We start from the raw sequence: 26194 nt of genomic DNA, 5'->3' as shown, positions 1-26194 counted from the left end.
TGGTAAAAATTCATGTCCAGTCACGCTTTTTCGGTGGATTTTTAATCGATCGCGCCGATAACCGAACTGATACCATACCAATAAAATAAGGTTCACCATGTTTACCACTATCACATCAGGCATTCTGTCACGTTTGGCGTGGCAGCGGCGCAGCCATCCCTCAGCCACGCTTAACGCGTTGCATGATGCTATCGCCATCATCGAGTTCACACCGCAAGGACGTATCCTGACCGCCAATGACCTGTTTCTCAGTTGTATGGGATACACATTGGCGGAAATCGTCGGTCAACATCACAACATGTTCTGTACGGCCGATCTGATCCAGTCACCCCAATATGGTGATTTTTGGCGGCGGCTGAATCGCGGCGAAGCCTTCAGCGATAAGTTTCTGCGGGTGGCTAAAAACAGCCGTCCCATCTGGCTGGAAGCCAATTATGTGCCGGTGCAGGATCGCAGCGGTCGGGTGATTAAAATCATTAAGCTGGCGACGGATATTACTGAGCATATTGTTGATGCCCAGGAACAACGCGCCATGACCACGGCCATTGAGCGCTCTATGGCCGTGATCGCCTTTAACCTGAAAGGTGAAGTGCTGCAAGCCAATGCTAACTTCCTCAACACCATGCATTATCATGCCGATGAGATCGTGGGTCGCCATCACAGCCTGTTCTGCACGGAGGAGCTACGTAACAGCCCAGAATATCAGCAGTTCTGGCAGAAACTGAATCGAGGTGAGTTTATTTCCGGCCAGTTTCAGCGCGTGAACAAACAAGGCAGCATCGTCTGGCTGCGTGCCACCTATAACCCGGTATTTAGTGAACACGGTGAGCTGTATAAAGTGGTGAAGTTTGCCACCGACGTCACGGCACAGGTGGAGAAGAACCAACAGGAGCGCAAGGCGGCCCAGCAGGCCTATCAAACCGCCCAACAAACCACGGAAAACACCCGACTTGGCGCAACGGTGATTGAGAACAGCGTGCAAACCATGCATGACCTTGCCAGTGAGCTTCAGGATATTTCCGGCGATATCCATAACCTGAGCAATTCTTCCGACCGTATCGGCGCGATTGTGGAAAGTATTCGCAGTATCGCAAATCAAACCAATCTGTTGGCGCTTAACGCGGCAATTGAAGCTGCGCGCGCCGGTGAACACGGTCGCAGCTTTGCGGTGGTCGCCAACGAGGTGCGAACCCTGGCGGCAAACATCAACCGCGCCACCAGCGAAATTGAGAGCAAGGTGCAGCAGAACCACCAACTGGCGGATAAGGCGTTGAAAGGGATTGAATCCAACCTGAAGCGCGCCGATCAGGGCGTTGTGCTGGCACAACAGGCTGGCGGCGTGATGACAGAAATCCGTGACAGTGCCGACGATGTCGTGCGTGCCATTAGCCACGTCACCAAGACGTTAAAAGGCGAGTAATCGGCACGACCCCGCTGACCTGGTGACACAGCGGGGTGGTTCCATTAATGAGCCGCAGGCGCGTTAGCGATATTCGCGGTCTCCAGCGGCACGGCTGGCGGCGGCAGGAAGATATGGTCGAGGATATTACGCATCACCGGCGCAGCGGTAATCCCTTCATTCCCGCCGTTTTCCAGAATCAACGCCACCGCCACTTTAGGATCGTTGAACGGCGCAAAGGCGGTGTAAAAAATATGGTCACGCAGGCGCGTCGGGATCATTTTCGCGTTGTAGACCTGGTTCTGCCGCAGGCTAAATACCTGTGATGTCCCGCTTTTTGCCGCTATGCCGTAAGGGGCGGTGTGGAAATATTTATAACCGGTGCCGTTAGGTGCATTCGCCATTCCAAACATGGCATGGCGTACCAGCGACCAGTAGGATGATTTCGGGTCGCCAATTTGCGGTTGCGGATCTTTTGGCGCATATGCCTGCTGGGTGGTGCCAAGCTGCACTTTCCCTAACAGATGCGGATTAATCACCCGACCATTGTTAATTAACGCCACCAACGCTTTTACCATCTGAATCGGCGTCGCAATCCAGTAGCCTTGTCCAATCCCCACCGAGACGGTGTCGCCCTGATACCAGCCCTTCTTATGAACTTTCTGTTTCCATTCGCGGCTCGGCAGCAGTCCGGCGTATTCTTCATTGAGATCGATACCGGTCGGTTTACCGTAGCCAAACTGGCTGAGCATATGGTGGATGCGGTCAATCCCCATCATAAACGCCACCTGATAAAAGAAGGTGTCCGCCGACTCCTCAATCGCGCGCGTCACATCCAGCATGCCGTGACCGCTTTTTTTCCAGTCGCGGTATTTACGATCGGTCCCCGGCAGCGTCCAGGTCGGCGCGCCAAAGAAGGTGGTTTGCGGGGTGATGACGCCAGTTAGCAGCGCCGACATCGCCATATAGGGTTTCACCGTTGAAGCAGGCGGGTAAAGGCCCTGGGTCACACGGTTAATCAACGGCAGGTTCTTATCCTGCAACAGGGTTTTATACGCCTGATAACTGATGCCTTTCACAAAGGGGTTCGGGTCATAGCTGGGGCTGGAAACCATTGCCAGCACGCTGCCATCATGCGGATCCTCAATCAGCACCGCCGCACGTTGCCCCACCAGTTGGCTCTCGACATACTGTTGCAGATGCAGGTCGAGCGTCAGATAGATATTTTTCCCGGCAACCGGCGGCACTTCTTTCAGGACGCGCACGATGCGGCCGTGGTTATCCACTTCGACTTCCTGATAACCGGTTTTGCCATGCAGAACCGATTCGTAATAGCCTTCAATGCCCTGCTTACCGATGTTGTGGTCAGCGGCATAGTTTTCACCCACGCCCTCTTCGTTCAGGCGTTTGTAGTCGTTATCGTTAATTTTCGACACGTAACCGACCACATGCGCCAGGTCAGCACCATAGGGATATTGGCGATCCTGGTAGGTATCGATACTCACGCCGGTAAAGCGGAATTGGTTGACTGCAAATCGCGCCACCTGCTCGTCAGTCAGTTCTTCTTTCAGCACCACCGGTTTGTAACGGCTGTTTTGCTTGAGGTTTTTCCAGAAGGTGTCGATCTCTTCCGGGGTTAAATCGACAATCGGCGTCAGCGCTGCAATGGTCGCCTTCATATCATCGATTTTGTAAGGGGTCAGCAGGATGTCGTACCAGGTGACATTACGCACCAGCGGAATGCCGTTGCGATCGTAAATCAGCCCGCGCGTCGGCGCGATGGGGATCATTTTGATGTCGTTTTCGTTGGATCGCGTCGCGTAGTAGCTGTGCTCATCCACCTGCAAATGGTAGAGGTTAACACCGAGGATAGTGAAACAGATCACCACCAACGCAAAGGCCACGATCGCGCGGCGAACAAACAGTTTCTCTTCGGCTTCGAAATTACGGAAATTCATCGGGGGGCTTTATCTCATCGTTAGCCCGCTAATGATAGGGAGTTCTCGCGTCAGAGCCAGCAGGAAGATGCACAAGCCTGGGTAAAAGTGTGACAGATGGTTTCACCCCTCACCCTAACCCTCTCCCGCAAGCGGGAGAGGGAACCGATCGAGCGTGTTTCTATCTCCCGCAAACGAGAGAGGCAACCGATCGAGCGTGTTTCTATCTCCCGCAAACGAGAGAGGCAACCGATCGAGCGTATTGCACGTCTCCCTCTCCCTCATGGGAGAAGCAACCGATCGAGCATATTGCACGTCTCCCTCTCCCTCATGGGAGAGGGCCGGGGTGAGGGTAACCTGGCGCAGAGGAATTAATCCCCCAGCAGCACCGACTCCAGCGCGATCTTAATCATATCGTTGAAGGTAGTCTGACGCTCAGCCGCAGTGGTCTGCTCGTGGGTACGGATATGATCCGACACGGTACAGATCGCCAGCGCTTTGGCACCAAATTCTGCTGCCACGCCGTAGATACCCGCCGCTTCCATCTCCACACCGAGGATGCCGTACTTTTCCATGACGTCGAACATCTGCGGGTCCGGGGTGTAGAACAGGTCAGCGGAGAAGATGTTACCAACGCGCGCGTCAACACCCAGAGCTTTAGCCGCATCAACGGCGTTACGCACCATGTCGAAATCGGCAATCGCAGCGAAATCGTGGTCTTTGAAGCGCATACGGTTCACTTTGGAATCCGTGCTGGCACCCATACCAATGACGATATCGCGCAGTTTCACATCCGCACGCACCGCGCCGCAGGAACCTACACGGATAATCTTCTTCACACCAAACTCGGTGATCAGTTCTTTGGCGTAGATCGAGCAGGATGGGATACCCATACCGTGGCCCATCACCGAAATTTTGCGACCTTTGTACGTCCCGGTGTAACCCAGCATGCCGCGTACGTTGTTCACTTCAACCGCATTTTCGAGGAAGGTTTCTGCAATGTGCTTCGCACGCAGCGGATCGCCCGGCATCAGAACCACGTCCGCGAAATCACCCATTTCTGCATTAATATGAGGCGTTGCCATCGTTATTTTCCTTATTAAAAATTGGTCGCTGTTTTACAGCATGCTTTTGCCGTAGTCCATGCTGGACAGGCCAAAATAGTGTGCGATTGTCTGGCCGATATCGGCAAAGGTATCACGATAACCCAGAGAGCCGGGTTTAACTTTCGGGCCGTAGATCAACACCGGAATATGCTCACGGGTATGTTCGGTACCGTGCCAGCTGGGGTCACAACCGTGGTCGGCGGTCAGGATCAGAATGTCATCCTCCTTCACCAGTTCCATCAGCTCAGGCAGACGACGGTCAAACAGCTCCAGCCCGCCAGCATAACCGGCGATATCGCGACGATGGCCCCAGGTCGAGTCAAAATCGACGAAGTTGGTGAACACAATCGACTGATCCGGCGCTTTCTTCATTTGCGCGATCGTGGCGTCGAACAATTCATCCAGACCGGTGGCTTTCACTTTTTGCGTGATGCCCTGCTGCGCGTAGATATCCGCGATTTTGCCCACGGAAATCACTTCGCCGCCCTTCTCATCCACCAGCTTTTTCAGCATGGTCGGTGACGGTGGTTCAACCGCGAGATCGTGGCGGTTGCCGGTGCGCTGGAAGTGACCGGCCTTGTCGCCAACAAACGGGCGCGCAATCACACGACCAATGTTGTAGCCACCTTCGGTCAGCTCTTCACGGGCGATTTCGCACAGCTCGTACAGCCGCTCCAGTCCAAACGTCTCTTCATGGCAGGCAATCTGGAATACCGAATCCGCCGAGGTGTAGAAAATCGGCTTGCCGGTTTTCATGTGCTCCTCGCCGAGTTGGTCAAGGATCACCGTCCCGGATGAGTGACAGTTGCCGAGGTAGCCTGGCAGATCGGCGCGTTGTACCAGTTTATCCAGCAGTTCCTGCGGGAAGCTGTTCTCCTTGTCGCTGAAGTAGCCCCAGTCGAACAGTACCGGCACACCGGCAATTTCCCAATGGCCTGACGGCGTATCTTTACCGGAGGAGAGTTCACTGGCGTAGGCATAGGCGCCGATAATTTCCGCACGCGGATCCAACCCTGGCGGGAAACGCCCGGTGGAGAGTTCAGCGGCTTTACCCAACCCCAGCGCGGTGAGGTTTGGCAAGTGCAGCGGACCTTCGCGGCCTTCATTGGCCTGGCCTGCAAAGCACGCTTCGGCGATATGGCCGAGCGTATCCGATCCTTCATCGCCGAACTTAGCGGCGTCTTTGCTGGAGCCGATCCCAAAGGAATCGAGCACCATAATAAAAGCACGTTTCATGCAAGTCTCCTGCGCAACTGCGCGATGACAAGTCAAAAAAAAGCGATCAGATCAGTATACCCGAATGGCTTCGGCCTGGCACGCAGCGGCGGCAACTATTCGCTGATGCGGCGATAAACCACCGGCGTCTCAGGCGGCGCAGTGTCACTCAGGGTGATGGCTGCTTTGACCGCAGCGGCAGCCTGCTGCCATTGCGCTTCGGTTGCGGCGTGGATTACCGCCAGTGGGCGTTGTGCATCAGCCTGCGCCCCAAGGGTAATCATTTCGCTCAGACCAACGCTGTAATCAATGGTATCGCTGGCGCGTTGACGACCACCGCCCAGTGCCACCACCGCCATGCCGAGGGCGCGGGTATCCATCGCGCTGACAATGCCCGGCTGGTCGGCATACACCGCTTTACTGAGCATGGCGGCAGGCAGGTAATGGTCCATACGCTGGATAAAGTCCGTCGGGCCTTGCTGCGCGGCTACCATACGGCCAAACACCTCTGCCGCCTGGCCGTTATCCAGCACCCGTTGCAGTTGCTGCCGAGCCTCGGAGTCATTTGACGCCAGCTTGCCGGATATCAGCATTTCACTGCACAGCGCCAGCGTCACCTCCAGCAGGCGGGGATTACGCGCTTCGCCGGTAAGGAACTGCACCGCTTCACGCACTTCCAGGGCGTTACCGGCGCTGGAAGCCAGCACCTGATTCATGTCGGTCAGCAGCGCGGTGGTTTTGCACCCTGCGCCATTGGCAACGCCGACAATCGCCTGTGCCAGGTTTTCTGAGGCTTCAAAGGTTGGCATAAAGGCACCGCTGCCCACTTTGACATCCATCACCAACGCATCCAGCCCTTCCGCCAGCTTTTTCGCCAGGATCGAGGCGGTGATCAGCGGGATCGAATCAACGGTGGCGGTGATATCGCGTGTCGCGTAAAAACGTTTGTCAGCCGGTGCCAGCGAGTTGGTCTGACCGATGATCGCCACCCCATTTTCTTTGATGATCTCGCGGAAACGATCATCGCTCGGGAAGATGTCAAAACCGGGGATCGCTTCCAGCTTATCCAGCGTGCCGCCGGTATGGCCAAGACCACGACCCGAGATCATCGGCACATAACCACCACAGGCGGCGATCATCGGGCCAAGCATCAGCGAAGTCACATCACCCACGCCGCCGGTTGAATGTTTATCGACAATTGGCCCGTTGAGGTTCAGCGCCTGCCAGTTCAACACCGTGCCGGAATCACGCATCGCCATCGTCAGCGCCACGCGTTCGGCCAGCGACATATCGTGGAACCAGATGGTCATCGCCAGCGCGGCGATTTGTCCCTCTGATACGCTGTTATCACGCACACCGTTGATAAAGAAACGGATCTCCGCTTCGCTCAACTCACGACCATCGCGTTTTTTGCGAATAATTTCTTGTGGCAGGAACAAGGTTGCCTCCCCGGCTGAAAATCGCGCGATAAATCGCGCCGCTACGAAAACAATTAATACCCAGCTTTGCTGGCGGTGGTGACATGGCCCAGCGTATTAAGCAGGCTCGCCAACAGGCTGGAAGCGCCAAAACGGAAATGGCGAGCATCCGCCCAACCCGCACCAAGGATATCGTCGGCCAGTTGCAGATAATGGGCCGCATCCTCTGCGCTGCGCACGCCACCTGCCGGTTTAAAACCGACCTGCTGCTGCACGCCTTTATCGCGGATCACGCTCAGCATGATAGCGGCGGTTTCCGGCGTGGCGTTGACCGGCACCTTACCGGTGGAGGTTTTGATAAAGTCGGCACCGGCATCGATAGCGATTTCGGAAGCCTCACGGATTAACGCCGCATCTTTCAGTTCACCGCTTTCGATAATGACTTTCAGCAATACACCAGATGCCGCACAAGCTTCTTTGCAGGCTTTCACCAGATCAAAACCGATCTGACGATTGCCCGCCAGCAGCGCGCGATACGGGAACACCACATCCACCTCATCGGCACCGTAAGCGATCGCCGCGCGGGTTTCCGCCAGTGCGATATCCAGATCATCATTGCCATGCGGGAAGTTGGTCACCGTGGCGATACGGATTTCCGGTGTGCCCTGCTCGCGCAACGCTTTGCGCGCCACCGGGATAAAGCGCGGGTAGATACAGATAGCGGCGGTGTTACCAGCGGGTGATTTGGCCTGGCGGCACAGCGCGATCACTTTTTCGTCAGTATCGTCATCGTTCAGTGTGGTCAAATCCATCAGTTGCAGTGCGCGCTGCGCGGCTGCGGTGAAATCAGTCATGGTACTCTCCAAAAAAGTCAGCCTGGGCGGAAGTCGCCCGCCAGGGAATGTGATAATTCTAACAATTTGAGCGACGAAATATTCGATCATTCATCACATGAAAAAAGAAAACTGTGCAAATAATACATTTATTAGGTGATAAAAATCACAAAATATCACCATTACATGCCCGGTACGATCGGGAATGCAGATGTTATTATTATCACATTAATTGAGAAAGTTGTGTCGCCACCACCCTGTAAATGTAGCCAATTCAGAGCAGCACGCAGGGATCAGACCAGGTTCAGTCGGGGAGATTGAAGACGCGCAGGCTGTTTTGCCATAGCGCATCAGCGATGACATCCGGCGGCTCACGGCGTAGCTGGCACAAGACATCAAACACCAGCCGTGCTCGCTCCGGGCGATTGGGTTCGCCCTGATAACCGTTCAGCGGCATATCAGGCGCATCGGTTTCCAGTAACAGGGAATCCAGCGGCAATGCTGCGATGGTGTTACGCGTTTTACTGGCGCGTTCATAGGTAATGGTGCCACCGACGCCGATCGCATAGCCAAGTTGGATAAAACGCTGTGCCTGTTGCAGGCTACCGGCAAAACCGTGCACCACACCACGGCGCGGCAGATCGTGACGGCGCAAATGCAGCGCCAGCTGATCGTGGGTACGACGTGAATGGAGGATCACCGGCAGATCGAAACGTTTGGCTAGCTTCAACTGCCCATCCAGCAGCCGGGTTTGTTTGTCGAACTGGGGATCGTCCATATACAGATCGAGTCCGATCTCCCCCAATGCCACGCGTTTTACGTCCGGGGTGTGCAGACAATCCGTCAGTTGATCAAGGTGCGTATCCTGATGCACGGCGATCTGAATCGGATGCAGCCCCAGCGCGGCATATAACGCGGCATGTTGTTGTGCCAGCTGGCTGACCAGCGCAAAGCGGCTGGCATCGACGCTGGGTACAATAATACGTTCAACCCCTGCCTGCGCAGCACGCACAATGCTCGCTTCCGCCGCATCAACAAACGGCGGGAAGTCAAAATGGCAGTGGGTATCGATAAATCTCATGCCAGCGAACCTGCATCATAATCAGCATCGTTACCGGCCACGTCTGGCGTGTTGACCTCGCGGTTATCCGGCGCATTCGCCACCGCAGCAGGTGGCGTAACGACAGTATGCCGCACAAATGGTTCGGCATCACTCAGCCACTGCCCGAGCGTGGCCAGGAAATAGCGGCCGCAGCGCCGCCCCAGATGGTAATCCTGATTCAACGAGGCGATGCGACTGCCCAGCGCGTTACTGGCTAACGGTTTGGGTGGGAAGATCTCGATAATGCGCAAATCCCCCGGCGGCTGATCGATAAATTGTTGAATATCATGATAACTTTCTTCGTGCTGATGCAAGATGTTGATCATTGGCTGCAAAGCGCTGTCGCTCAGCCAGCGTTCCATGCGCTTGATCCATTTCGGTGTGTACGACATCTGCGACGGAACGGTGCGAATCACCACAACGGTATCGGCACCCCGCCGGGCCGCCTCACGCACCGGAATGGCATCGCTGATACCGCCATCCAGATAACTGATGCCATCCATCTCCACGCCGCTGCGATAGAACCCCGGAATGGCACTGGAGGCTCTGATGATATCGAGCCAGGTATTGCGGGTTGGGCTGAAGTAATGCGCGCTGTAATCATCGCTGCGGCAAGCGCACATATAAAACTCACTGCCTTTGGCAAACAGCCCCTCCGCCGTGCTCATCGCCAACGGCAGCTCCTGACTGGTGATATCTACCAGCCAGTCCAGATCGATCAGATTTCCGCCACGCACAAAACGCACCGGATCAAAGAAGAGTTTGCTGGTGGTGTAACGGGTGATCACGCGCCGCGCATAACCCGGTTGGGCGCAGACATACGCTGAGAGATTTTGTGCGCCTGCGGAGGTGCCAAGCATCAGATCAAAAGGATTGAAGCCTGCGCGCTGAAACTCATCCAGCACTCCGGCGGTAAAGATGCCACGTTGACCGCCACCTTCGCACACCAGCGCAATTTTGTTTGATTTGAAGGGCGTGAGCGCTAAGGGTTCGATGGTTCCCAGCGTCACAGGGATGCGTATACCCAAAATGTGTCCCTCAGCGGTTCTTTCTCTGAGGGGTGCTAAAGCGCAGAATCGCCACCGCCCGCAACCCGGAGAACCAGTCATTATTATGCCCTGACTGGTCTCCGCTTCAGGCTACTGCCGGGTGAGCGAACTATGACTCAGAGTCAGGGTCGTTTACGCCCGGTAAACAGGCTGATGAGGAACAGAATAATACCGACAATAAAGACAATTTTAGCCGCCCATGCTGCCGTACCCGCCAGACCGCCAAATCCTAATGCTGCAGCAATCAGTGCGATCACCAGAAAGATAATGCCCCAACGAAACATAAGCCTCTCCTTACCATCGTGAAAATCGAACTGCTTAGTTCATCCCAATGTGGGTGTGCAGAAAGATGTTGTTATTATGCTGCGGCGGATACGAAAAGCCGCAGCGCCCAGGGTTAAGATTTAATCGTCAGGTCATTCTTGACACTTTTCACGCCTTCAATGGCTTTGGCGATTTGTTCAGCGCGGTCCGACTGCGCCTTGTTGGCAACCGTACCGGACAACTGCACCACGCCATCCGTGGTTTCCACCTTCACGTTGCGTGATGGCACGATGTCATCCGCTAAAAGTTTAGCTTTGATTTCACTGGTGGTTGCCGCATCCCCGGCATAACCTTTCAGTGAGGTGGTTTTGCTGTCTTTAACGTGCAGTTTGTCACTGACGGATTTCACCCCTTCAACTTTCTGCACCACGGCTACGGCTTTTTCCGCCTGATCCTGAGAGGTGACAAAACCGCTCAAGGTCACTACGCCCTGATGCGTGTTTACTGAGATATCCGTGCTTTTTATCGCTTCATCATCCACCAGCGCCGCTTTCGCTTTGGCGGTGATGCCGCTGTCATCCATATACCCACCGACTTTTTTCATAGAGCTATCGATTTTTGCCCCGGCACTGTCGGCGGTCGCCTGCGCTTTTTGCGTCAGGGATTCATCGGCCAGTGCTGCGCCACTCATCAGGGCCGAACCCGCCAGAGCGGCAATCAGTGTTTTGGCAATCTTAGTCTTAATCATCGATATCATCCTTCTATCCGTTTACGCATCCGCAACCGCGAATGAGCCAGCAACAAACGGCGTTGCTGCGATAATGGACGCAATGAAACCTGAAGTTTCTTTTCTCGTCCGACAGAATGATCATAGACGGGACTGAGGGTTTTGCCGGTTTTTGTGGTTGATATCTCGCCAAAAAGCGAAAAAAACAGCGTTTTTAAGAGGAGTCTGGAAGGGAAAAACAGGGCCAGTGGAAACCACAGGCCCTGGAGAAAACGGCGATTAATGCTCGCGCGTTTTGCGGAAAGTCACGTCAGGATAACGTTCCTGGGTGATATTCAGATTCACCATGGTTGGGGCAATATAGGTCAGGTTATCGCCGCCATCCAGCGCAAGGTTGATCTCGTTTTTACGTTGAAATTCATCGAATTTCTTCACGTCAGCACATTCAACCCAACGCGCGGTTGCCACGTTGACCGATTCGTAAATTGCTTCAACGTTGTATTCGCTTTTCAGGCGCGCGACTACCACGTCAAACTGCAACACACCCACCGCACCAACGATCAAATCGTTGTTATGCACCGGACGGAATACCTGTACTGCGCCCTCTTCCGACAGCTGTACCAAACCCTTCAGCAATTGTTTCTGCTTCAGCGGATCGCGCAGGCGAATACGACGGAATAGCTCAGGGGCGAAGTTCGGAATACCGGTGAACTTCATGTTCTCACCCTGGGTGAAGGTGTCGCCAATCTGGATGGTGCCGTGGTTGTGCAGACCGATGATATCGCCCGGATAGGCTTCTTCCACATGTGAACGGTCACCGGCCATAAAGGTCAGCGCGTCAGAGATCACCACATCTTTGCCGATGCGAACCTGACGCAGCTTCATGCCCTTCTCATATTTACCGGATACCACGCGCATAAAAGCCACGCGGTCGCGGTGTTTCGGGTCCATGTTGGCCTGAATCTTGAACACGAAGCCGCTGAACTTCTCTTCTTTAGCTTCCACGGTACGGGTGTCGCTCTGACGCGGCATCGGTGCCGGTGCCCAGGAAACCAGGCCATCCAGCATATGGTCAACGCCAAAGTTACCCAGCGCGGTGCCGAAAAACACCGGGGTGATTTCGCCGCTCAGGAACAACTCTTCATCAAATTCGTTGGATGCACCCTGCACCAGCTCCAGCTCATCGCGCAGCTGCTGCGCCAGATCTTCACCGACGGCTTTGTCGAGATCCGGATTGTTCAGCCCTTTAACGATACGCACTTCCTGAATGGTGTGCCCCTGACCAGTCTGGTACAGATAGGTTTCATCGTTATAGAGGTGATACACGCCTTTAAACAGTTTGCCGCAGCCGATCGGCCAGGTAATAGGCGCACAGGCGATCTTCAGCTCGTTCTCGACTTCATCCAGCAGCTCCATCGGGTCGCGGATATCACGGTCAAGTTTGTTCATAAAGGTGATGATCGGCGTATCACGCAGACGGGTCACTTCCATCAGCTTACGGGTACGATCTTCAACACCTTTGGCGGCATCGATCACCATCAGGCAGCAGTCCACCGCCGTCAGCGTACGGTAGGTATCTTCCGAGAAGTCTTCGTGCCCGGGGGTATCCAGCAGGTTCACCAGGCTGTCACGATAGGGGAACTGCATCACCGAGGTGGTGATGGAGATACCACGCTGCTTCTCCATCTCCATCCAGTCGGATTTGGCGTGTTGGTTTGATCCACGGCCTTTTACCGTACCGGCGGTCTGGATCGCCTGTCCGAACAGCAGAACTTTCTCGGTGATAGTGGTTTTACCGGCGTCCGGGTGCGAAATGATCGCGAAGGTACGGCGGCGCGCCACCTCTTGTAAAAAGGGAGCATTAGACATCAGTGAAATCTTCTCAAAGGGCAACGCACGAGCCGCGCGCTGCGAATAAATCAGGGTGACCGGGGCTGAGCCAGCGGTTATTCAGGCGGCATAGCATACAATATTTCAGTGAGGTGGGGAATGTTGGGTGCACGCAGCCCCCTCATCCCAGCCTTCTCCCGCCAGCGGGAGAAGGAGGTGTGCTATATGCTCGATCGGTCCCCTCTCCCGCTGGCGGGTGAGGGTTAGGGTGAGGGCAAGGAAAAACTAACCCAGCACCCGTGTTACGGCGGCTTTGAAGATCTTCACCCCAATTTCCAGCGAACTCAGTTCAAAACGCATCTCAGGGTGATGCAGGCCCGGCACCAGGTTGGTGCCTAATCCCCAGAATCCGGCTTTCACCGTTGGGCATTTCACCGGGTAATAGAAGAAATCTTCACTGCCTGGCGTCGTTTTCGCGCCCAGCAGCCCCTCTTCGCCCAGCACATCAACAATCGCCGCCCGAATCACCGCCGTCGCTTCCTCATGGATCTCCGCCGCAGGCATTTCCTTGAGCACCACCACCTCGGCAGTTGCCCCCAGTGCCGCAACGCTATTGAGCACCGCCTGCGTCACTTTTTGTTTGAGGATATCCATCGGTTCGTTTTCCTGCGAACGCAGGTCCCACACCACGCGCGCTTCATCCGGTACCGAGTTGGTGACACCGGCATCACAGAGAAAACGTGTCGCTTTGACGCTCCAGTTCAGCCCCGGTGACAGATGGATACTGTTCACGGCCTGCACCGCCTGTACCGCCGCGTCGAGCGCATTCACGCCAAGGTGCGGGCGTGCCGCATGGGCCGGAACGCCTTTGATGGTCGCTTCCAGCGTGCTACAGGCAGAATAGATCACCGCAGGCGTCGCCTGTCCCACATGGCATTCTTCCAGCGGGCGCACATGGAAACCGAGGATCATCTCGACATCCTCCATCGCCCCGCCCTCGATCATCGACAGCGCGCCTGCGCCCAGTTCCTCAGCGGGTTGGAACAATAACTTCAGGCGGCCTTTTTTGATTGCCCCTTCTTTCAACAGCTCCTGTGCGGCAGTCAGAACCACCGAGGAGTGACCATCATGACCGCAGGTATGGCGTGCACAAGCGACACCATCAATGACATGTCCCAGTGCATCCATATCCGCACGCAATGCCAGCACCGGGCCGGGCACACCGCTGTCAATTTCCGCCACAATGCCGGTGGTGTTGTTAATGCCGCGAGTGACTTTGATCCCCGCCTGTTCCAGCTGGTCGGCGATATAGGCTGAAGTTTTAAACTCCTGAAAACCCAGTTCCGGGATTTCATGCAGAAAATGATAATGTTCTAAGACGTTGGACACCGGTTAGCTCCTAAACAAAAAAACGCATCACAAGCATGGCGATCACCGCATTGATGATGCTGGTCAGCATCAACAGCGGCCAGTATTTCTTCGGCACATCGGCAACACCCAACAGGCGACCCATGTATTGCAACTGTGATCCCATCAGGAAAATTGCCGGGGCCAGGATAGTGATATCCGCTCCGCTCAGAGTCCCTTTGGTCAGCAGACTGACTGCCACCCCCACTGCTGCCGAGGAGGATAACCAGGCCGTCAGCAACACAGTAATGGCTTCCCCCGGTAGGCCAAACAGCCCCATCACCGGGGCAAAGAGATGCCCGAGGAATTGCATAATGCCCAGCAGATTCAGCACTTCCGCCAGCACATAAGCCATCACCACATTTGGCATCAGATTATGGATAGCGATATGGAAGCCTTTACGCGCACCCACGATAAAAATATCGAACGGGTTATTATTCACCCGTGACGGAGCATTATTTGACATCGGCAAAATCCTTTTTATAAACACTATTTAACATGAAACGGACAAAAGCCGCACCGACGAATTTGAGAACAAACATTAACACCAGCGGAATAATGATCGGAGCCGTCATTGAAGCAAACAACGCCGAGCCGATAGCAAAATAGTTATTGATCAAACCGGCACCGGAATATTGCCAGGCGGACATCACCACGATGTCTTTTTTGCTGACCTGTTGCTGGTCGTACATCTCTTTGGTTAATGCAGCGCCAGCATCGGTACTTTGCAGATCGGTAATTAATGCCAGACCACAGCGACCCGGCAAACCCATCAACGGTTTCAGCAGCGGCGTCAACAACTTGTGCGCGGCGCGAATCGCACCGTAATGGGTAAAGATCTCCAGTACGCCCAACGCCAGCATCACCGTTGGGGCCAGCGACAACGCAAACAGAAAGCCTGCTTTGGCGCTCAGGCCACCGGCACCGAGGAAGGTATTGGTCGATTCTTTCATGGTGCCGAAACTGCCGCCCAGCGTGGTGAAATCAAACGCCCCTAACCAGCTAAAACCGTCCACCTTATAAAATAAGCCGGAGAAAAACAGAATGGCCAATATCAACGCGACGTAACCGCCGATACCCGCCGACACCCGTTCATGGGTAGCAATGATTTTTTCTTCAGACATAAAACCCTCCTGCTGGCGTTATTTTTTAACCAGACAGTTGCAATATATGGAACTAAGTTCTAAGCAGGATTTATGCCAGCTGGAATTTTCTTTAATTGCGAAAGCGCTAATTTTGTTCAGTAACAATTAAATGACCGAAATATCAATCTTTCTGCCTGAAGAAATTCAGCGCAGATGCCTTTATTTCTCACATCAATATTTTCGTCAGGTAATCAGATCGCTGAAAATAAAATCAATAACGCAGTGAGTGCACGCTAAACAGGCAACCTCGACGCATCATTATGGTGCAATAAATCCGAATGAAAAGAAGACAAAAATGAGAATCGGTCGCATTCAAAAACCTGAATAATTCCATTTATAATCAATAAGATAAATTCAACTTTTTGACGAAAATCACTTCACAAAAAAGTATAGGTTGATGCATAATTCACCGCACTCACCTGAAAAATTTAAAAAAGGAATCAGCCATGTTAACTGCTGAAATGACTGCTCGTCTGAATGACCAACTGAATCTGGAATTCTTCTCTGCCAACCTCTACCTGCAAATGAGTGCCTGGTGCAGTGACAAAGGTTTTGAAGGGGCTGCCTCCTTCCTGAAAATGCACTCTCGCGAAGAGATGGAACATATGCAGCGCCTGTTTGATTACCTGAGCGATGCCGGTTCTCTGCCAGTACTGGGCAGCATCGCGGCGCCGCCGGTCAGCTGGAACTCCCTGGCTGAACTGTTCGAAGAAACGTTAAATCATGAAAAGCTGATCACCAGCAAAATCAATGAACTGGCTCATGCGGCGATGACCACGCAGGATTACTCCACCTTCAACTTCCTGCAATGGTACGTGGCGGAGCAGCATGAAGAAGAGAAGCTGTTCAAAACCGTGCTGGATAAACTGGCGTTGGTGGGCAGCAAAGGTGAAGGCCTGTTCCTGATCGACAAAGATCTGGGCCGTATGAATACCGAAAGCCACGGCGCATAAGATAAAACGGCCCGCATTGCGGGCCGATTTGTTTTATTCCAGCGTTTTTAAGCGTAGCTCTGAAGGCTGCGGCCGACCAAAAAGGTAGCCCTGGAACAGGGTACAACCCTCTTCACGCAACCGGGCAAACTGCTCGCTGCTCTCCACCCCTTCTGCGGTGATCTGAATATCCAGACTCCGGCTCATCCCGGTGATAGCCCGGATAATCGCCAGCGCTTCACGACTGTCACCCATATCGCTGATAAACGACTTGTCGATTTTGATTTTGTCGAACGGGAAGGACCGCAGGTAGCTGAGAGATGAATAACCCGTGCCGAAATCGTCCAGCGCAATTTGCACGCCCAGCGCTTTCAGACTTTGCAGAGTACGAATATTACCGAGGGTATCATCCAGCAACACCGATTCGGTGATCTCCACCTCAAGACGATGCGGTGCCAGTCCGGACTCACGCAACGCGCCTTCTACCACCGATACCAACGAGCTGTTTTTGAACTGCAACGGCGACAGGTTAACCGACACCGATTGGTCCCCTTCCCAGCTTGCTGCTTCACGACAGGCTTCATACAGCGCGTACGCCCCCAGCAGATGGATCAGACCGGTTTCTTCGGCGATCGGGATAAAATCGTTCGGCATGATCAACCCTTTGATCGGGTGATGCCAGCGCATCAGCGCTTCATAGCCAATGATCCCTTTCTCATCACCATCGGTGATCGGCTGATAGTAGAGCTTGAGCTGACGTCCGCTAATCGCATCGCGCAGATCGTTCTCGATCACCCGGCGACTCCGCGCCAGGTCATCCATCTCCAGCGTGAAATGCTCATAACGATTTCGGCCATTACGTTTGGCTTCGTACAGCGCCATATCAGCGCAGCGCAGCATATGTTCCGGCGTGTTAGCGGCCTGTGAACTCAGCGCAATCCCGACGCTCAGCCCGACTGACAGATTATGTCCCTCCAGATTGACCGGAGGACGAATCGCTTCAATCAGTCGCTGCGCTACCACGGCGCCTTCATCGGCGTTACGAATGCCAGGCAGCACAATCGCAAACTCATCACCGCCAATACGTGCCAGGGTGTCGTGATCCCGCAATACATTCCGCAAACGCTTAGCCACCGTACGCAACAGGTCATCACCAATCTGATGGCCCAGCGCATCGTTGACGTTTTTGAAGTTATCGAGATCGAGACACAGCGTGGCGGTGATATACCCGCCCTGTGTATCCGCGCGCAGTGCCTCACTCAGTTTCTGGCGGAACAGAATGCGGTTGGGCAGGCTGGTCAGGTTGTCGTGGTGCGCCATATGGTGAATACGCGCATCCGCTTCACGCTGGTCGGTCACGTCCTCCACAATCAGCATCACGAAGTTCTGCCGCAGATCTTTTCCGGCGATAGTGGTGGCGCGGGTATGCAGAATGCGCTCGCCGCCCGCCGTCAGCAACAGTTGCTCGCGTGTATGGATACCTTCACTGCGCAGGGCAATATCCGCCAGGCTGTTGAAGTAATCACTCAGCTCTGCCGACATACATTCATGCGGCCGTTTATGCATGATCAATAACTTGTTGATGCCGAACAACTGCTCGGCTTTGTCGTTGACCATCAGAATTTCACGGGTGATGGCGTCTTCAACAATCACACACGACGGGATATGGGTAATGATGGTGTCGAGGAATTTCGACAGCTCAGAGGCTTTGGCGCTCTGCGCTTCGGCCAAATCCCGTGCACGCAGCAACTGCTGCTCATGTTCACGACGTTCAGTCACATCACGGGTGATTTTTGCAAAGCCAATCAGTCGGCCTTCTTCATTGTGGATCGCATCGATCACCACATGCGCCCAGAAGGCGGAGCCGTCCTTACGATAACGCCAGCCCTCATCCTCAAAGCGACCGGTTTTCAGCGCGATACCCAGGTTGGCATCCGGCGCTTTCGACTGGCGCTCCTGTGCACCGTAGAACACCGAAAAATGCTGGCCGACAATCTCTTCGGAACGATAGCCTTTCGCCCGTTGCGCCCCGGCATTCCAGTTCACCACCCGCCCCTGCACATCCAGCATGTAAATGGCGTAATCCCGCACCCCGGTGACCAACAGCCGAAAGGTTTTTTCCTGCTCACGCTGGGCGCGCAGTAACGCCTGTTGTTCGGTGCAGTCACGGGTAATTTTGGCGTAGCCGATCAACTTGCCGGCATCATCACGGATGGCATCGATAATCACATGCGCCCAAAAGGCACTGCCATCCTTACGATAACGCCAGCCTTCATCTTCAAAACGCCCGGTTTTAAACGCGATACCGAGGTTCTTCTCCGGGATATGGTTGAGGCGATCCTGTGCGCTGTAAAAGCGTGAAAAATTCTGTCCGACGATCTCTTCCGCGACATACCCTTTGGCGCGTTGCGCACCGGCATTCCAATTTTCGACGTTGCCGTCCAGATCCAGCATATAGATGGCGTAATCGGTGACACCCTCCACCAGCAGGCGGAACCGTTCTTCCTGCTCACGCTGCCTGCGTTGTTGCTCCTGTTGCTGGGTACAATCACGGGTGATTTTGGCAAAGCCGAGCAGCTCGCCATATTGATCGCGGATCGCATCAATAATCACATGCGCCCAAAAGGCGCTGCCATCTTTGCGGTAACGCCAGCCTTCAGTCTCAAAACGTCCGGTGGCGGTGGCATTGGCTAAGCCACGCAGCGGTGCACCATTTTTACGATCGTCTTCACTGTAAAACAGCGCGAAATTCTTGCCGATAATTTCTTCAGCGGTGTAGCCCTTGGCGCGTTGTGCGCCAGCGTTCCAGCTCGCTACCGTACCGTCCGGCTTGAGCATGTAAATGGCGTAATCAAGCACGCTTTGCACAAGCAAGCGGTACATGACGTCAGAATTATTATCCATTTTTATTTGCCTATTGCTGGCCTGATGTCACCTGGTAACCCAGGAAAATTCTTAATTGCTCTGCAGACTTAATAGCAAATACGCAGCGTTGACAAGCGCTATCAGCTTACAGGCGAAAGTTGGTAATTTGGTTATCGGCAGTGGCGAGAAATTGTTCAGTGGGATACGCAATGAATTACATTGTGTTGACGGCATTCAGATGACAGCACCGTGACATCCACTGAAAACGACACAAATTCGTAGTGGCGCGATTTATCGCGCCATACGTGCGTGACGTGGGAAAAACCTGCGCGATAAATCGCGCCGCTACGGGACCAGATGCATCGCGATATAGCGCTCATAACGTGCGGCTTTGACGCGCGTCAGGTCGACCAACACCAGGCCATCGATGCAATGGTTAAAATCGGGGTCGCTACCGAAATCAATAAACTGCACTCCACCCGGTTCGCACAGTTCCGAGTATTGCTTGTACAGCGTCGGAATAGCGGTACCGAGGTTGGCAAGCAGATGCTTCAGGCGGCGTAAATCTTCCTGGTAATTGTCGCCAGTAAACTGCGCCAGCACTTCCGGTAGCGAAGCCGGATAGGGACGACGCGATGTTGCCAGCGGCAGCTCGGTCGGGAAATAGAGGCGATAAAACGCCACCAGCAGGTCGCGGGCCGCCAGCGGCATCCCGCCGGAGATCGAGACCGGGCCAAACAGATAACGGGTTTCCGGGTAGCGGGCGATATAGGCACCAATCCCCATCCACAGGTAATCCAGACCCCGTTTGCCCCAGTAAGCGGGTTGGATAAAGCTGCGTCCCAGCTCCAGTCCCTGGCGAATTATCGGCAGCATACGTTCGTCATAATGAAACAGGCTGTCGCTGTAGATCCCTTCCAGGCCGCGCCGCTCCAGCTGCTCTCCCCCCGGAATAAAACGGTACGCGCCCACAATCTCCAGCTCGGCGTCATCCCACAAAATCAGGTGATAGTAATCATCATCGTACTTATCCAGGTCACGTCGTCGGCCGCTGCCCTCGCCTACCGCGCGGAAAGCAATTTCACGCAGGCGGCCCAGTTCTCGCAACAACGGCACCCAACTTGCGCCGTTGCGCCGCCACAGGTAGATCTGCTTACCATCCGGCAAGGTGCCGAGCCGCTCGCTCTCCAGCAACGCTTTTCTCAGCTCAGCACGATCTTCCGGGCGAGCGATGGCTGCCTCGGTCTGAAACAGGCCACGTCGTCCCTGACTGATACGGTACAGATGCTTGCGCAGCCGCTTCGCCAGCTCTTTACCTGGCGTGTGGCCGTCGTGCCAGTGCGCAAAGGGGATCTGCTCACCGATATGCAGCTTGATACGCGAACCACGCTGGCGAAACATCTCACGCACCAGCATCAGCAAGGCCAGCGGCTGGGCAATCTGGCTGACGGCATAAAAAGCCGCGCTGTTACGCCCCACCACATGCACCGGCACCAGCGGAGCACGGGCACGGGCGGCAAGGCGCAGGAAACTGTGATGCCAGCGGCGATCGCGCACGCCACGGGTGGTCAGACGTGAAACTTCCCCTGCCGGGAAAACAATCAGTACGCCCTGATTGTCGAGATGCTGCTGCATACGCGTCAACTGCTCACGACTGGTGCGGTTGCCCATGTTATCCACCGGCAGCATCAGGTTATTCAGCGGTTCCAGCATCATCAGCATGCGGTTAGCGACAATTTTCACATCGCGCCTGACCTGCGATACCGCAGCCAGCAGCGCCAGACCATCCAGCGCGCCCAGGGGGTGGTTAGCCATAATCACCACCGGGCCATGAGAAGGAATTTGCTCCAGATCGCGCTCGCTTAACTCGCAGCGCACATCAAGGTGCTCCAGCACCTGCTCCACCATGTCCACCCCTTGCAGGTGGCGATAGCGAGCGGCAAATTGTTGGAATTCGTGTTCACGCAGCGCCCATTTCAGCAGGCGTTTTTGCCATCCCGCCGCCTGGAAGCCCGGCCAGTAAGTATTGAGAACCTGATCAACAGAAAACATTGTTCACCTTCTTATAGGGAGCGGTTATCGCCCCGAAGGTAAAACGGCTTGTTTTCAGATTTATGAACGTCGTTATCAGGTTTAACAGACGCGCGATAAATCGCTCCGCTACAGCACCGATTTATCGCGCTTGTTGGCAGGAACTACAATTTCAGCGGCGGGAGCTGCGAGAACACGCTGAGCAGCCCCTTGCTCCATAGCTGGCGGATCTGTGAAAAATAGGGGTGCTGGTCAGTGATATGGTACTGCTCGTTGTCGCTGAAACTGTCGCTGTGATAGATCATCACATCCAGCGGCAACCCGACCGAGATATTACTCGCCAGGGTCGAATCCATCGAAATCAGCGCGCACTGCATCGCCTGGCTGAGCGGCGTTTCGTAGCGCAGCACACGGTCAATGATCGGTTTGCCGTATTTGCTTTCGCCAATCTGGAAATACGGGGTATCGACGCTGGCTTCAATAAAATTCCCCTGCGGATAGATTTGGAACAGCCGCGGCTCTTCGCCACGGATCTGTCCACCCAGCAGCAGCGTGCCGCCAAACTCTTCACCATCGCGCTTGATCACTTCGCGCAGCGTTTCGCCCACCAGTAACGCAATGTCATACAACGATTTCCCGTTGAGCAGATTGGGCTGGTCGCTGTCATCATTACCGCGTCGCAGCAGGCTCATCACGCTTTGCGTGGTGGCGAGGTTGCCAGCGCTTTGCAGCACCAACGTGCGTTCATCATCCACCTGAAACACATGCAACTTACGAAACGACGAAATATGGTCGACGCCCGCGTTGGTGCGTGAGTCGGAAACAAAAATCATCCCTGATGATAAACGCATTGCCACACAATAAGTCATAGTCACGCCTGCAAAGAGAATTACTGCTGCGAGTGCACCTGTTGCACCGCAGCCACCGCCAGCATATCTTCACCCCCGCCGCCCAGGCGCATGCCGCGAACCGGACAGGCATCGAGATAATCCACGCCCACCGCCAGCCGTAAGTGCTGCCGGGTGCTGCGGGTATTATTGGTGATATCAAAGCTGTGCCAACTGCCATCCAACCAGGCTTCAACCCAGGCATGGGTGGCAACGTGTTCGACATTGTCAGTATAGAGATAACCGCTGACATACCGCGCCGGAATCCCCAGACTGCGACAGCAGGCGAGAAACACATGGCTGTGATCCTGGCAAACACCAGAGCCGGCGGCAAATACTTTCGCGGCGGTATCACTCACCTGGGTGCTGCCGGGACGATAAGGCATTTTCAGCAGCAGTTCTCCCATCAATTTTTCCAGGCTGGCAAGCGGTGCTTCGGGTCGCCAGTAACGCAGGGCAAAATCGCGGATGGCGCTATCCGGTTGCGTCAGCGGCGTACCGCGCAGGAAAATCAGCGGTGACAGCGTTGACTCCGGATCGGCCGCCAGTTCGCCTTCATCAAGAATATCCACCACACCGCGCGCGGCGATTTCCAGCATCTGATGCGGCGTGTCCAGCGTCAGCACATGCATCACGTTGCCGTAAGTATCGACGGTACGGGTCGCATCGCAGGGCAGCGCCAGCTCCCACGACAGAATTTTTTGATGCACCGAGTTTTGCGGTGTCAGGCGCAGATACTGGGTGCTGAGTTTGACCGGATGCTCCCAGGCATACCAGGTTTTATGCTCGATGTTCAGTCTCATTTCGCCTCCAGATAGGTGTGATTGATGCTGTCAGCCAATGCGTTAATGTCTGCCAGGAAATGGTTCAGCCAGTTATTCAGGCCATCACGCGTCAGGCTTTCCCAGGTGCTGAACCGCATCTCAGCCAGCAATACTGTGGCAAGATAGCGCGGGCGATCTTCACCGCTGCTGCCGATCTGCTCCAGTTGGTTAGCGATCTCTTCAATGCAGGAGTGCAAGGATCGCGGGCTTTCGCTGCGCAGGATCAGCATTTCATTGACCAGATCCGGCATCAGCTGTTGTTTGAAGATGGCGTTATAGGCCTCGCGGGCGGATACCGCACGCAGCAAGGTGTCGAGGCAATAATATTCGCGTACCGAATCAGGATGCTGCTCCAGCAATTGTTGATTGACGCTCAACAGGCGCGTACTGCCGTCAGCACGCTCCATCAGGGTGCCGAGGCGAATAAAACTCATGGCATCGCCGCGCAACAGGGTGCCAAACATCGCACCACGAAACAGATGGCAACGCTCCTTGACCCAGTCAAAAAAGCTGTCGGCATTGGCACTGGAAATGCCACGACGGCGCATGCTACGCATCTCAATCCAGGTGGAGTTGATGCTTTCCCACACTTCCGACGAGAGGCTACCGCGCACCGCATGGGCGTTGTTCCATGCCGATTGCCAACAGCAAAAAATGCTGCTGGGATTGCGATCGTCGAGAGCAAAGAAGTTGAACAACTGCGGCATGGTGAAACGACCGTTGAGCGTTTCAAACAGCTGACGCGTGCCAGTAAGATTGAGCGGCAACAGCAGCTCATCACCGTGGCTGTTACGCACCGGCATCAACGACAGCCGGTTAGTCACATCCAATACCCTGGCGAGTTGTTCCGCGCGATCCAGATAACGCGCCATCCAATAGAGGCCACTGGCCGTGCGGCTTAGCATGATGCGTCATCCTCCAGAACCCAGGTATCCTTGGTGCCACCGCCTTGCGATGAGTTCACCACCAGCGAACCTTCGGTTAGCGCCACGCGAGTTAAACCGCCCGGTACCAGACGGATATCCGCCCCGCACAGCGCAAACGGACGCAGGTCGATATGCCGTGGTGCGAGGCCGTTGTCGATAAAGGTCGGGCAGGTCGAAAGCGACAGGGTATTCTGCGCGATATAGTTATCCGGCCTTGCCTGGAGACGCGCCCGGAAGTCGCTCAGCTCCTGTTGACTCGCCACCGGACCAATCAACATGCCGTAGCCACCTGCGCCGTGCACTTCCTTCACCACCATCTGATCGAGGTTGGCCAAAACGTAGGAAAGATCTTTCGGGTTGCGGCATTGCCAGGTTGGCACGTTATTGAGGATCGGATCTTCGTCGAGGTAGAAACGGATCATATCCGGCACATAGGGGTAGATCGATTTGTCATCCGCTACCCCGGTGCCGATGGCATTCGCCAGCACCACATTCCCGGCACGGTACACCGACAGCAATCCGGGTACGCCGAGCATTGAGTCCGGGCGGAACGCCAGCGGATCGAGGAAGGCATCATCCACGCGTCGATAGATCACATCCACTTTGCAGGGTCCGGCGGTGGTACGCATCATCACCGCGCCATCTTTAACAAACAGATCGGCGCTTTCCACCAACTCGACGCCCATCTGCTGGGCGAGGAAGCTGTGCTCAAAATAGGCGCTGTTGAAGCGGCCCGGCGTCAGCACCACCACCACCGGATCGTTCACCGGCGAGCTTTCACGCAACGTCTGCAACAGATGCGACGGATAACGCTCGACCGGGGCCACATGCTGCTCGGCAAATAACTCCGGGTAGAGGCGCATCATCATCTTGCGGTTCTCCAGCATATAGGAGACGCCAGACGGGGTGCGCAGGTTATCTTCCAGCACGTAATATTCGCCATCGTTGTTGCGCACCATATCCACGCCGACGATATGCGCATAGATATTACGATGTAGATCAACACCTTGCATGCAAGGCTGGTACTGATCGTTGACCAGCACCTGCTCGGCAGGAATGATGCCCGCCTTCAGGATGTGCTGTTGATGGTAGATATCGTGCAGGAAGGCGTTGAGGGCTTGTACCCGTTGTCGGATACCGCGATCGAGCATTGCCCATTCGCTGGCAGGAATAATACGCGGCACGCTATCGAACGGAATCAGGCGCTCTGCGCCACCGTCCTCGCCATAGACGTTGAAGGTGATGCCAACGCGATGAAACAAAAGTTCCGCTTCCTCACGTTTACGCGCCACTGCCTCTTTGTCCGCCGCTTGCAACCATTCCCAGTAGTGCTGATAGTGAGCGCGGTGTTGGCCGTCGCTCAGCAACATCTCATCATAGAAGTGTGATGCTATCTGGTAGCTTTCTTTCATGATTTACCCGGCGCTTATCAGAGGACCTGATTTCACTGCTGCACAAACTGTGCCAGGCGCGTGCGTGCTGCACCGCACGCGCACCTTATCAGTGAGTTAACGCCGGAAATGGGTGCAATGCACCTTATTGGTGCAGAAGCTGCTGCGCGACCGGTAACCAGATTTCCGTCATTGCTCCCTCCCCGCCGGTGAAAGGATCGCGCTTCGGCATGGGTACGCGCTGAATCTGCGCCTGAGAGGTTCTCAGAAAACGCGGTTCATCGCGCAGCGTTTCCGGCGATATACCTTCAGGATAGGCGCCAACGGTGAAGAAATCCTCACTGGCGTGGATCTGTTTATGGCCGACCCCCGCCGGGATCAGCACCGCATCCCCCTCGCGCAACGTCACCATGCGACCACTGTCGCCACCAAATAACACTTCTGCCCAGCCCGCGCCGACACCGATTATTTCATGCGTATTCGGGTGGTAATGGGTATACGGAAAGATGGGAGAACGCCACGCAGCGGGCCAGCCGTTGCGGGTAAAAGTTTCTTCAAACCAGATGGCGGTGTCCTGATTTTCCTCGTCTTCGCTGTCGTTGTCGGGGGCAACCCCCGGCCAGATGATCAGCGGCAACGGATTATTCGGCACCCCGCCAGACGGGATAGATAACATCAGATGCTGCGGGTTACTGGAAGCCCCTGCGGAAAAGGTGCCAGCGGCGAAAGACATCAGTAACAGCAGGCTGGATGGGTAGACAGTCATACTCTTTCTCCGGTTAGCCACGTTGCTTAAGTGTGGCAAAAACGGATGACAATACAATGTGCTCAGGCCCGCAAAATTCACATAAAAGCATGATTTTTCTAACTAAAGCCAAATTAATGATTAACCTCTTTAACATTTTG

The 26194-nt window shown here is 54.8% G+C and carries 22 protein-coding genes; 2 read left to right on the top strand and 20 right to left on the bottom strand.

Annotated elements, in window-relative coordinates; translation table 11 throughout:
* Window positions 1-97: 97 nt before the first annotated feature.
* Window positions 98-1420 carry a methyl-accepting chemotaxis protein gene (locus tag CTZ24_RS26875; protein WP_208723617.1) on the top strand — a complete coding sequence of 441 codons (1323 nt, stop codon included), beginning with the start codon at window positions 98-100 and terminating at the stop codon, window positions 1418-1420.
* A 44-nt stretch (window positions 1421-1464) separates the two neighbouring features.
* On the opposite strand, the gene mrdA is transcribed toward CTZ24_RS26875, so the two are convergent.
* From mrdA to CTZ24_RS11805, 13 genes are all read right to left on the bottom strand, one after another.
* Window positions 1465-3357: a penicillin-binding protein 2 gene (mrdA, locus tag CTZ24_RS11865; protein WP_208723616.1), complete on the bottom strand. Its 1893-nt coding sequence runs from the start codon at window positions 3355-3357 to the stop codon at window positions 1465-1467.
* Between the two features lie 350 nt (window positions 3358-3707).
* Window positions 3708-4421 (bottom strand): purine-nucleoside phosphorylase, encoded by a 714-nt coding sequence (gene deoD, locus CTZ24_RS11860; RefSeq protein ID WP_013510469.1) that lies wholly within the window; start codon window positions 4419-4421, stop codon window positions 3708-3710.
* A 33-nt stretch (window positions 4422-4454) separates the two neighbouring features.
* Window positions 4455-5678 (bottom strand): phosphopentomutase, encoded by a 1224-nt coding sequence (deoB, locus tag CTZ24_RS11855; protein ID WP_021183402.1) that lies wholly within the window; start codon window positions 5676-5678, stop codon window positions 4455-4457.
* Window positions 5679-5773: 95 nt separating this feature from the next.
* A complete protein-coding gene (gene deoA, locus CTZ24_RS11850; RefSeq protein WP_208723615.1) occupies window positions 5774-7096 on the bottom strand; it encodes a thymidine phosphorylase in 1323 nt (440 codons plus the stop codon).
* Window positions 7097-7149: 53 nt separating this feature from the next.
* The gene (deoC, locus tag CTZ24_RS11845; RefSeq protein WP_208723614.1) at window positions 7150-7929 is read right to left on the bottom strand and encodes a deoxyribose-phosphate aldolase; all 780 of its coding nucleotides are present in this window, start codon (window positions 7927-7929) and stop codon (window positions 7150-7152) included.
* 283 nt (window positions 7930-8212) lie between these two features.
* On the bottom strand, window positions 8213-8989 hold the full coding sequence (locus tag CTZ24_RS11840; RefSeq protein WP_208723613.1) for a TatD family hydrolase: 777 nt from the start codon (window positions 8987-8989) through the stop codon (window positions 8213-8215).
* Window positions 8986-10038 carry a patatin-like phospholipase family protein gene (locus CTZ24_RS11835; RefSeq protein WP_036625486.1) on the bottom strand — a complete coding sequence of 351 codons (1053 nt, stop codon included), beginning with the start codon at window positions 10036-10038 and terminating at the stop codon, window positions 8986-8988. Before CTZ24_RS11835 ends, CTZ24_RS11840 begins: the two co-directional genes overlap by 4 nt.
* 143 nt (window positions 10039-10181) lie before the next feature.
* Window positions 10182-10343 carry a DUF1328 domain-containing protein gene (locus tag CTZ24_RS11830; RefSeq protein ID WP_013510475.1) on the bottom strand — a complete coding sequence of 54 codons (162 nt, stop codon included), beginning with the start codon at window positions 10341-10343 and terminating at the stop codon, window positions 10182-10184.
* 113 nt (window positions 10344-10456) lie between these two features.
* The gene (gene osmY / locus CTZ24_RS11825) at window positions 10457-11071 is read right to left on the bottom strand and encodes a molecular chaperone OsmY (RefSeq protein WP_021183407.1); all 615 of its coding nucleotides are present in this window, start codon (window positions 11069-11071) and stop codon (window positions 10457-10459) included.
* A 258-nt stretch (window positions 11072-11329) separates the two neighbouring features.
* Window positions 11330-12919, bottom strand: a complete 1590-nt coding sequence (prfC, locus tag CTZ24_RS11820) for a peptide chain release factor 3 (RefSeq protein WP_013510477.1) — start codon at window positions 12917-12919, stop codon at window positions 11330-11332.
* 246 nt (window positions 12920-13165) lie between these two features.
* Window positions 13166-14269, bottom strand: a complete 1104-nt coding sequence (locus CTZ24_RS11815) for a M20 peptidase aminoacylase family protein (RefSeq protein ID WP_208723612.1) — start codon at window positions 14267-14269, stop codon at window positions 13166-13168.
* Window positions 14270-14279: 10 nt separating this feature from the next.
* Window positions 14280-14753 carry a YjiG family protein gene (locus tag CTZ24_RS11810; RefSeq protein WP_021183410.1) on the bottom strand — a complete coding sequence of 158 codons (474 nt, stop codon included), beginning with the start codon at window positions 14751-14753 and terminating at the stop codon, window positions 14280-14282.
* The gene (locus CTZ24_RS11805) at window positions 14743-15411 is read right to left on the bottom strand and encodes a nucleoside recognition domain-containing protein (protein ID WP_021183411.1); all 669 of its coding nucleotides are present in this window, start codon (window positions 15409-15411) and stop codon (window positions 14743-14745) included. Before CTZ24_RS11805 ends, CTZ24_RS11810 begins: the two co-directional genes overlap by 11 nt.
* Before the next feature lie 467 nt (window positions 15412-15878).
* On the opposite strand from CTZ24_RS11805, the gene ftnA reads away from it, so the two are divergent.
* Window positions 15879-16385 (top strand): non-heme ferritin, encoded by a 507-nt coding sequence (gene ftnA, locus CTZ24_RS11800; RefSeq protein ID WP_021183412.1) that lies wholly within the window; start codon window positions 15879-15881, stop codon window positions 16383-16385.
* Between the two features lie 33 nt (window positions 16386-16418).
* Here ftnA and CTZ24_RS11795 read toward each other — a convergent pair whose 3' ends face one another.
* The 7 genes from CTZ24_RS11795 to CTZ24_RS11765 all read right to left on the bottom strand — a co-directional run bounded on the left by CTZ24_RS11795 (window position 16419) and on the right by CTZ24_RS11765 (window position 26054).
* Complete coding sequence (locus CTZ24_RS11795) at window positions 16419-19268, bottom strand: sensor domain-containing protein (RefSeq protein ID WP_208723611.1); 2850 nt, start codon at window positions 19266-19268, stop codon at window positions 16419-16421.
* A 306-nt stretch (window positions 19269-19574) separates the two neighbouring features.
* On the bottom strand, window positions 19575-21281 hold the full coding sequence (olsF, locus tag CTZ24_RS11790; RefSeq protein WP_208723610.1) for a bifunctional ornithine lipid synthase OlsF: 1707 nt from the start codon (window positions 21279-21281) through the stop codon (window positions 19575-19577).
* Window positions 21282-21424: 143 nt separating this feature from the next.
* Window positions 21425-22129 (bottom strand): proteasome-type protease, encoded by a 705-nt coding sequence (locus CTZ24_RS11785; protein WP_021183415.1) that lies wholly within the window; start codon window positions 22127-22129, stop codon window positions 21425-21427.
* A gap of 20 nt (window positions 22130-22149) precedes the next feature.
* Window positions 22150-22950, bottom strand: coding sequence for a transglutaminase family protein (locus tag CTZ24_RS11780; protein WP_208723609.1), 801 nt, complete (start codon window positions 22948-22950; stop codon window positions 22150-22152).
* Window positions 22947-23876 (bottom strand): alpha-E domain-containing protein, encoded by a 930-nt coding sequence (locus CTZ24_RS11775; protein WP_208723608.1) that lies wholly within the window; start codon window positions 23874-23876, stop codon window positions 22947-22949. Before CTZ24_RS11775 ends, CTZ24_RS11780 begins: the two co-directional genes overlap by 4 nt.
* The gene (locus CTZ24_RS11770) at window positions 23870-25309 is read right to left on the bottom strand and encodes a circularly permuted type 2 ATP-grasp protein (RefSeq protein WP_013510490.1); all 1440 of its coding nucleotides are present in this window, start codon (window positions 25307-25309) and stop codon (window positions 23870-23872) included. Before CTZ24_RS11770 ends, CTZ24_RS11775 begins: the two co-directional genes overlap by 7 nt.
* Before the next feature lie 124 nt (window positions 25310-25433).
* On the bottom strand, window positions 25434-26054 hold the full coding sequence (locus CTZ24_RS11765; protein WP_021183418.1) for a cupin domain-containing protein: 621 nt from the start codon (window positions 26052-26054) through the stop codon (window positions 25434-25436).
* Window positions 26055-26194 lie beyond the last annotated feature (140 nt).

The organism is Pantoea phytobeneficialis (assembly GCF_009728735.1).
GTDB lineage: Bacteria > Pseudomonadota > Gammaproteobacteria > Enterobacterales > Enterobacteriaceae > Pantoea > Pantoea phytobeneficialis.
Note: the sequence above shows the minus strand (reverse complement) of the source record. Positions and strands in the feature narration are given on the sequence as shown.

Coding starts and splice junctions, on each gene's coding strand:
- CTZ24_RS26875 (WP_208723617.1), top strand. CDS start 98: ATGTTTACCACTATCACATCAGGCATTCTGTCACGTTTGGCGTGGCAG.
- CTZ24_RS11780 (WP_208723609.1), bottom strand. CDS start 22,950: ATGAGACTGAACATCGAGCATAAAACCTGGTATGCCTGGGAGCATCCG.
- deoC (WP_208723614.1), bottom strand. CDS start 7,929: ATGACTGATTTCACCGCAGCCGCGCAGCGCGCACTGCAACTGATGGAT.
- mrdA (WP_208723616.1), bottom strand. CDS start 3,357: ATGAATTTCCGTAATTTCGAAGCCGAAGAGAAACTGTTTGTTCGCCGC.
- olsF (WP_208723610.1), bottom strand. CDS start 21,281: ATGTTTTCTGTTGATCAGGTTCTCAATACTTACTGGCCGGGCTTCCAG.
- deoB (WP_021183402.1), bottom strand. CDS start 5,678: ATGAAACGTGCTTTTATTATGGTGCTCGATTCCTTTGGGATCGGCTCC.
- CTZ24_RS11805 (WP_021183411.1), bottom strand. CDS start 15,411: ATGTCTGAAGAAAAAATCATTGCTACCCATGAACGGGTGTCGGCGGGT.
- CTZ24_RS11775 (WP_208723608.1), bottom strand. CDS start 23,876: ATGCTAAGCCGCACGGCCAGTGGCCTCTATTGGATGGCGCGTTATCTG.
- CTZ24_RS11785 (WP_021183415.1), bottom strand. CDS start 22,129: ATGACTTATTGTGTGGCAATGCGTTTATCATCAGGGATGATTTTTGTT.
- CTZ24_RS11795 (WP_208723611.1), bottom strand. CDS start 19,268: ATGGATAATAATTCTGACGTCATGTACCGCTTGCTTGTGCAAAGCGTG.
- osmY (WP_021183407.1), bottom strand. CDS start 11,071: ATGATTAAGACTAAGATTGCCAAAACACTGATTGCCGCTCTGGCGGGT.
- ftnA (WP_021183412.1), top strand. CDS start 15,879: ATGTTAACTGCTGAAATGACTGCTCGTCTGAATGACCAACTGAATCTG.
- CTZ24_RS11830 (WP_013510475.1), bottom strand. CDS start 10,343: ATGTTTCGTTGGGGCATTATCTTTCTGGTGATCGCACTGATTGCTGCA.
- CTZ24_RS11840 (WP_208723613.1), bottom strand. CDS start 8,989: ATGAGATTTATCGATACCCACTGCCATTTTGACTTCCCGCCGTTTGTT.
- deoD (WP_013510469.1), bottom strand. CDS start 4,421: ATGGCAACGCCTCATATTAATGCAGAAATGGGTGATTTCGCGGACGTG.
- CTZ24_RS11770 (WP_013510490.1), bottom strand. CDS start 25,309: ATGAAAGAAAGCTACCAGATAGCATCACACTTCTATGATGAGATGTTG.
- prfC (WP_013510477.1), bottom strand. CDS start 12,919: ATGTCTAATGCTCCCTTTTTACAAGAGGTGGCGCGCCGCCGTACCTTC.
- CTZ24_RS11765 (WP_021183418.1), bottom strand. CDS start 26,054: ATGACTGTCTACCCATCCAGCCTGCTGTTACTGATGTCTTTCGCCGCT.
- CTZ24_RS11810 (WP_021183410.1), bottom strand. CDS start 14,753: ATGTCAAATAATGCTCCGTCACGGGTGAATAATAACCCGTTCGATATT.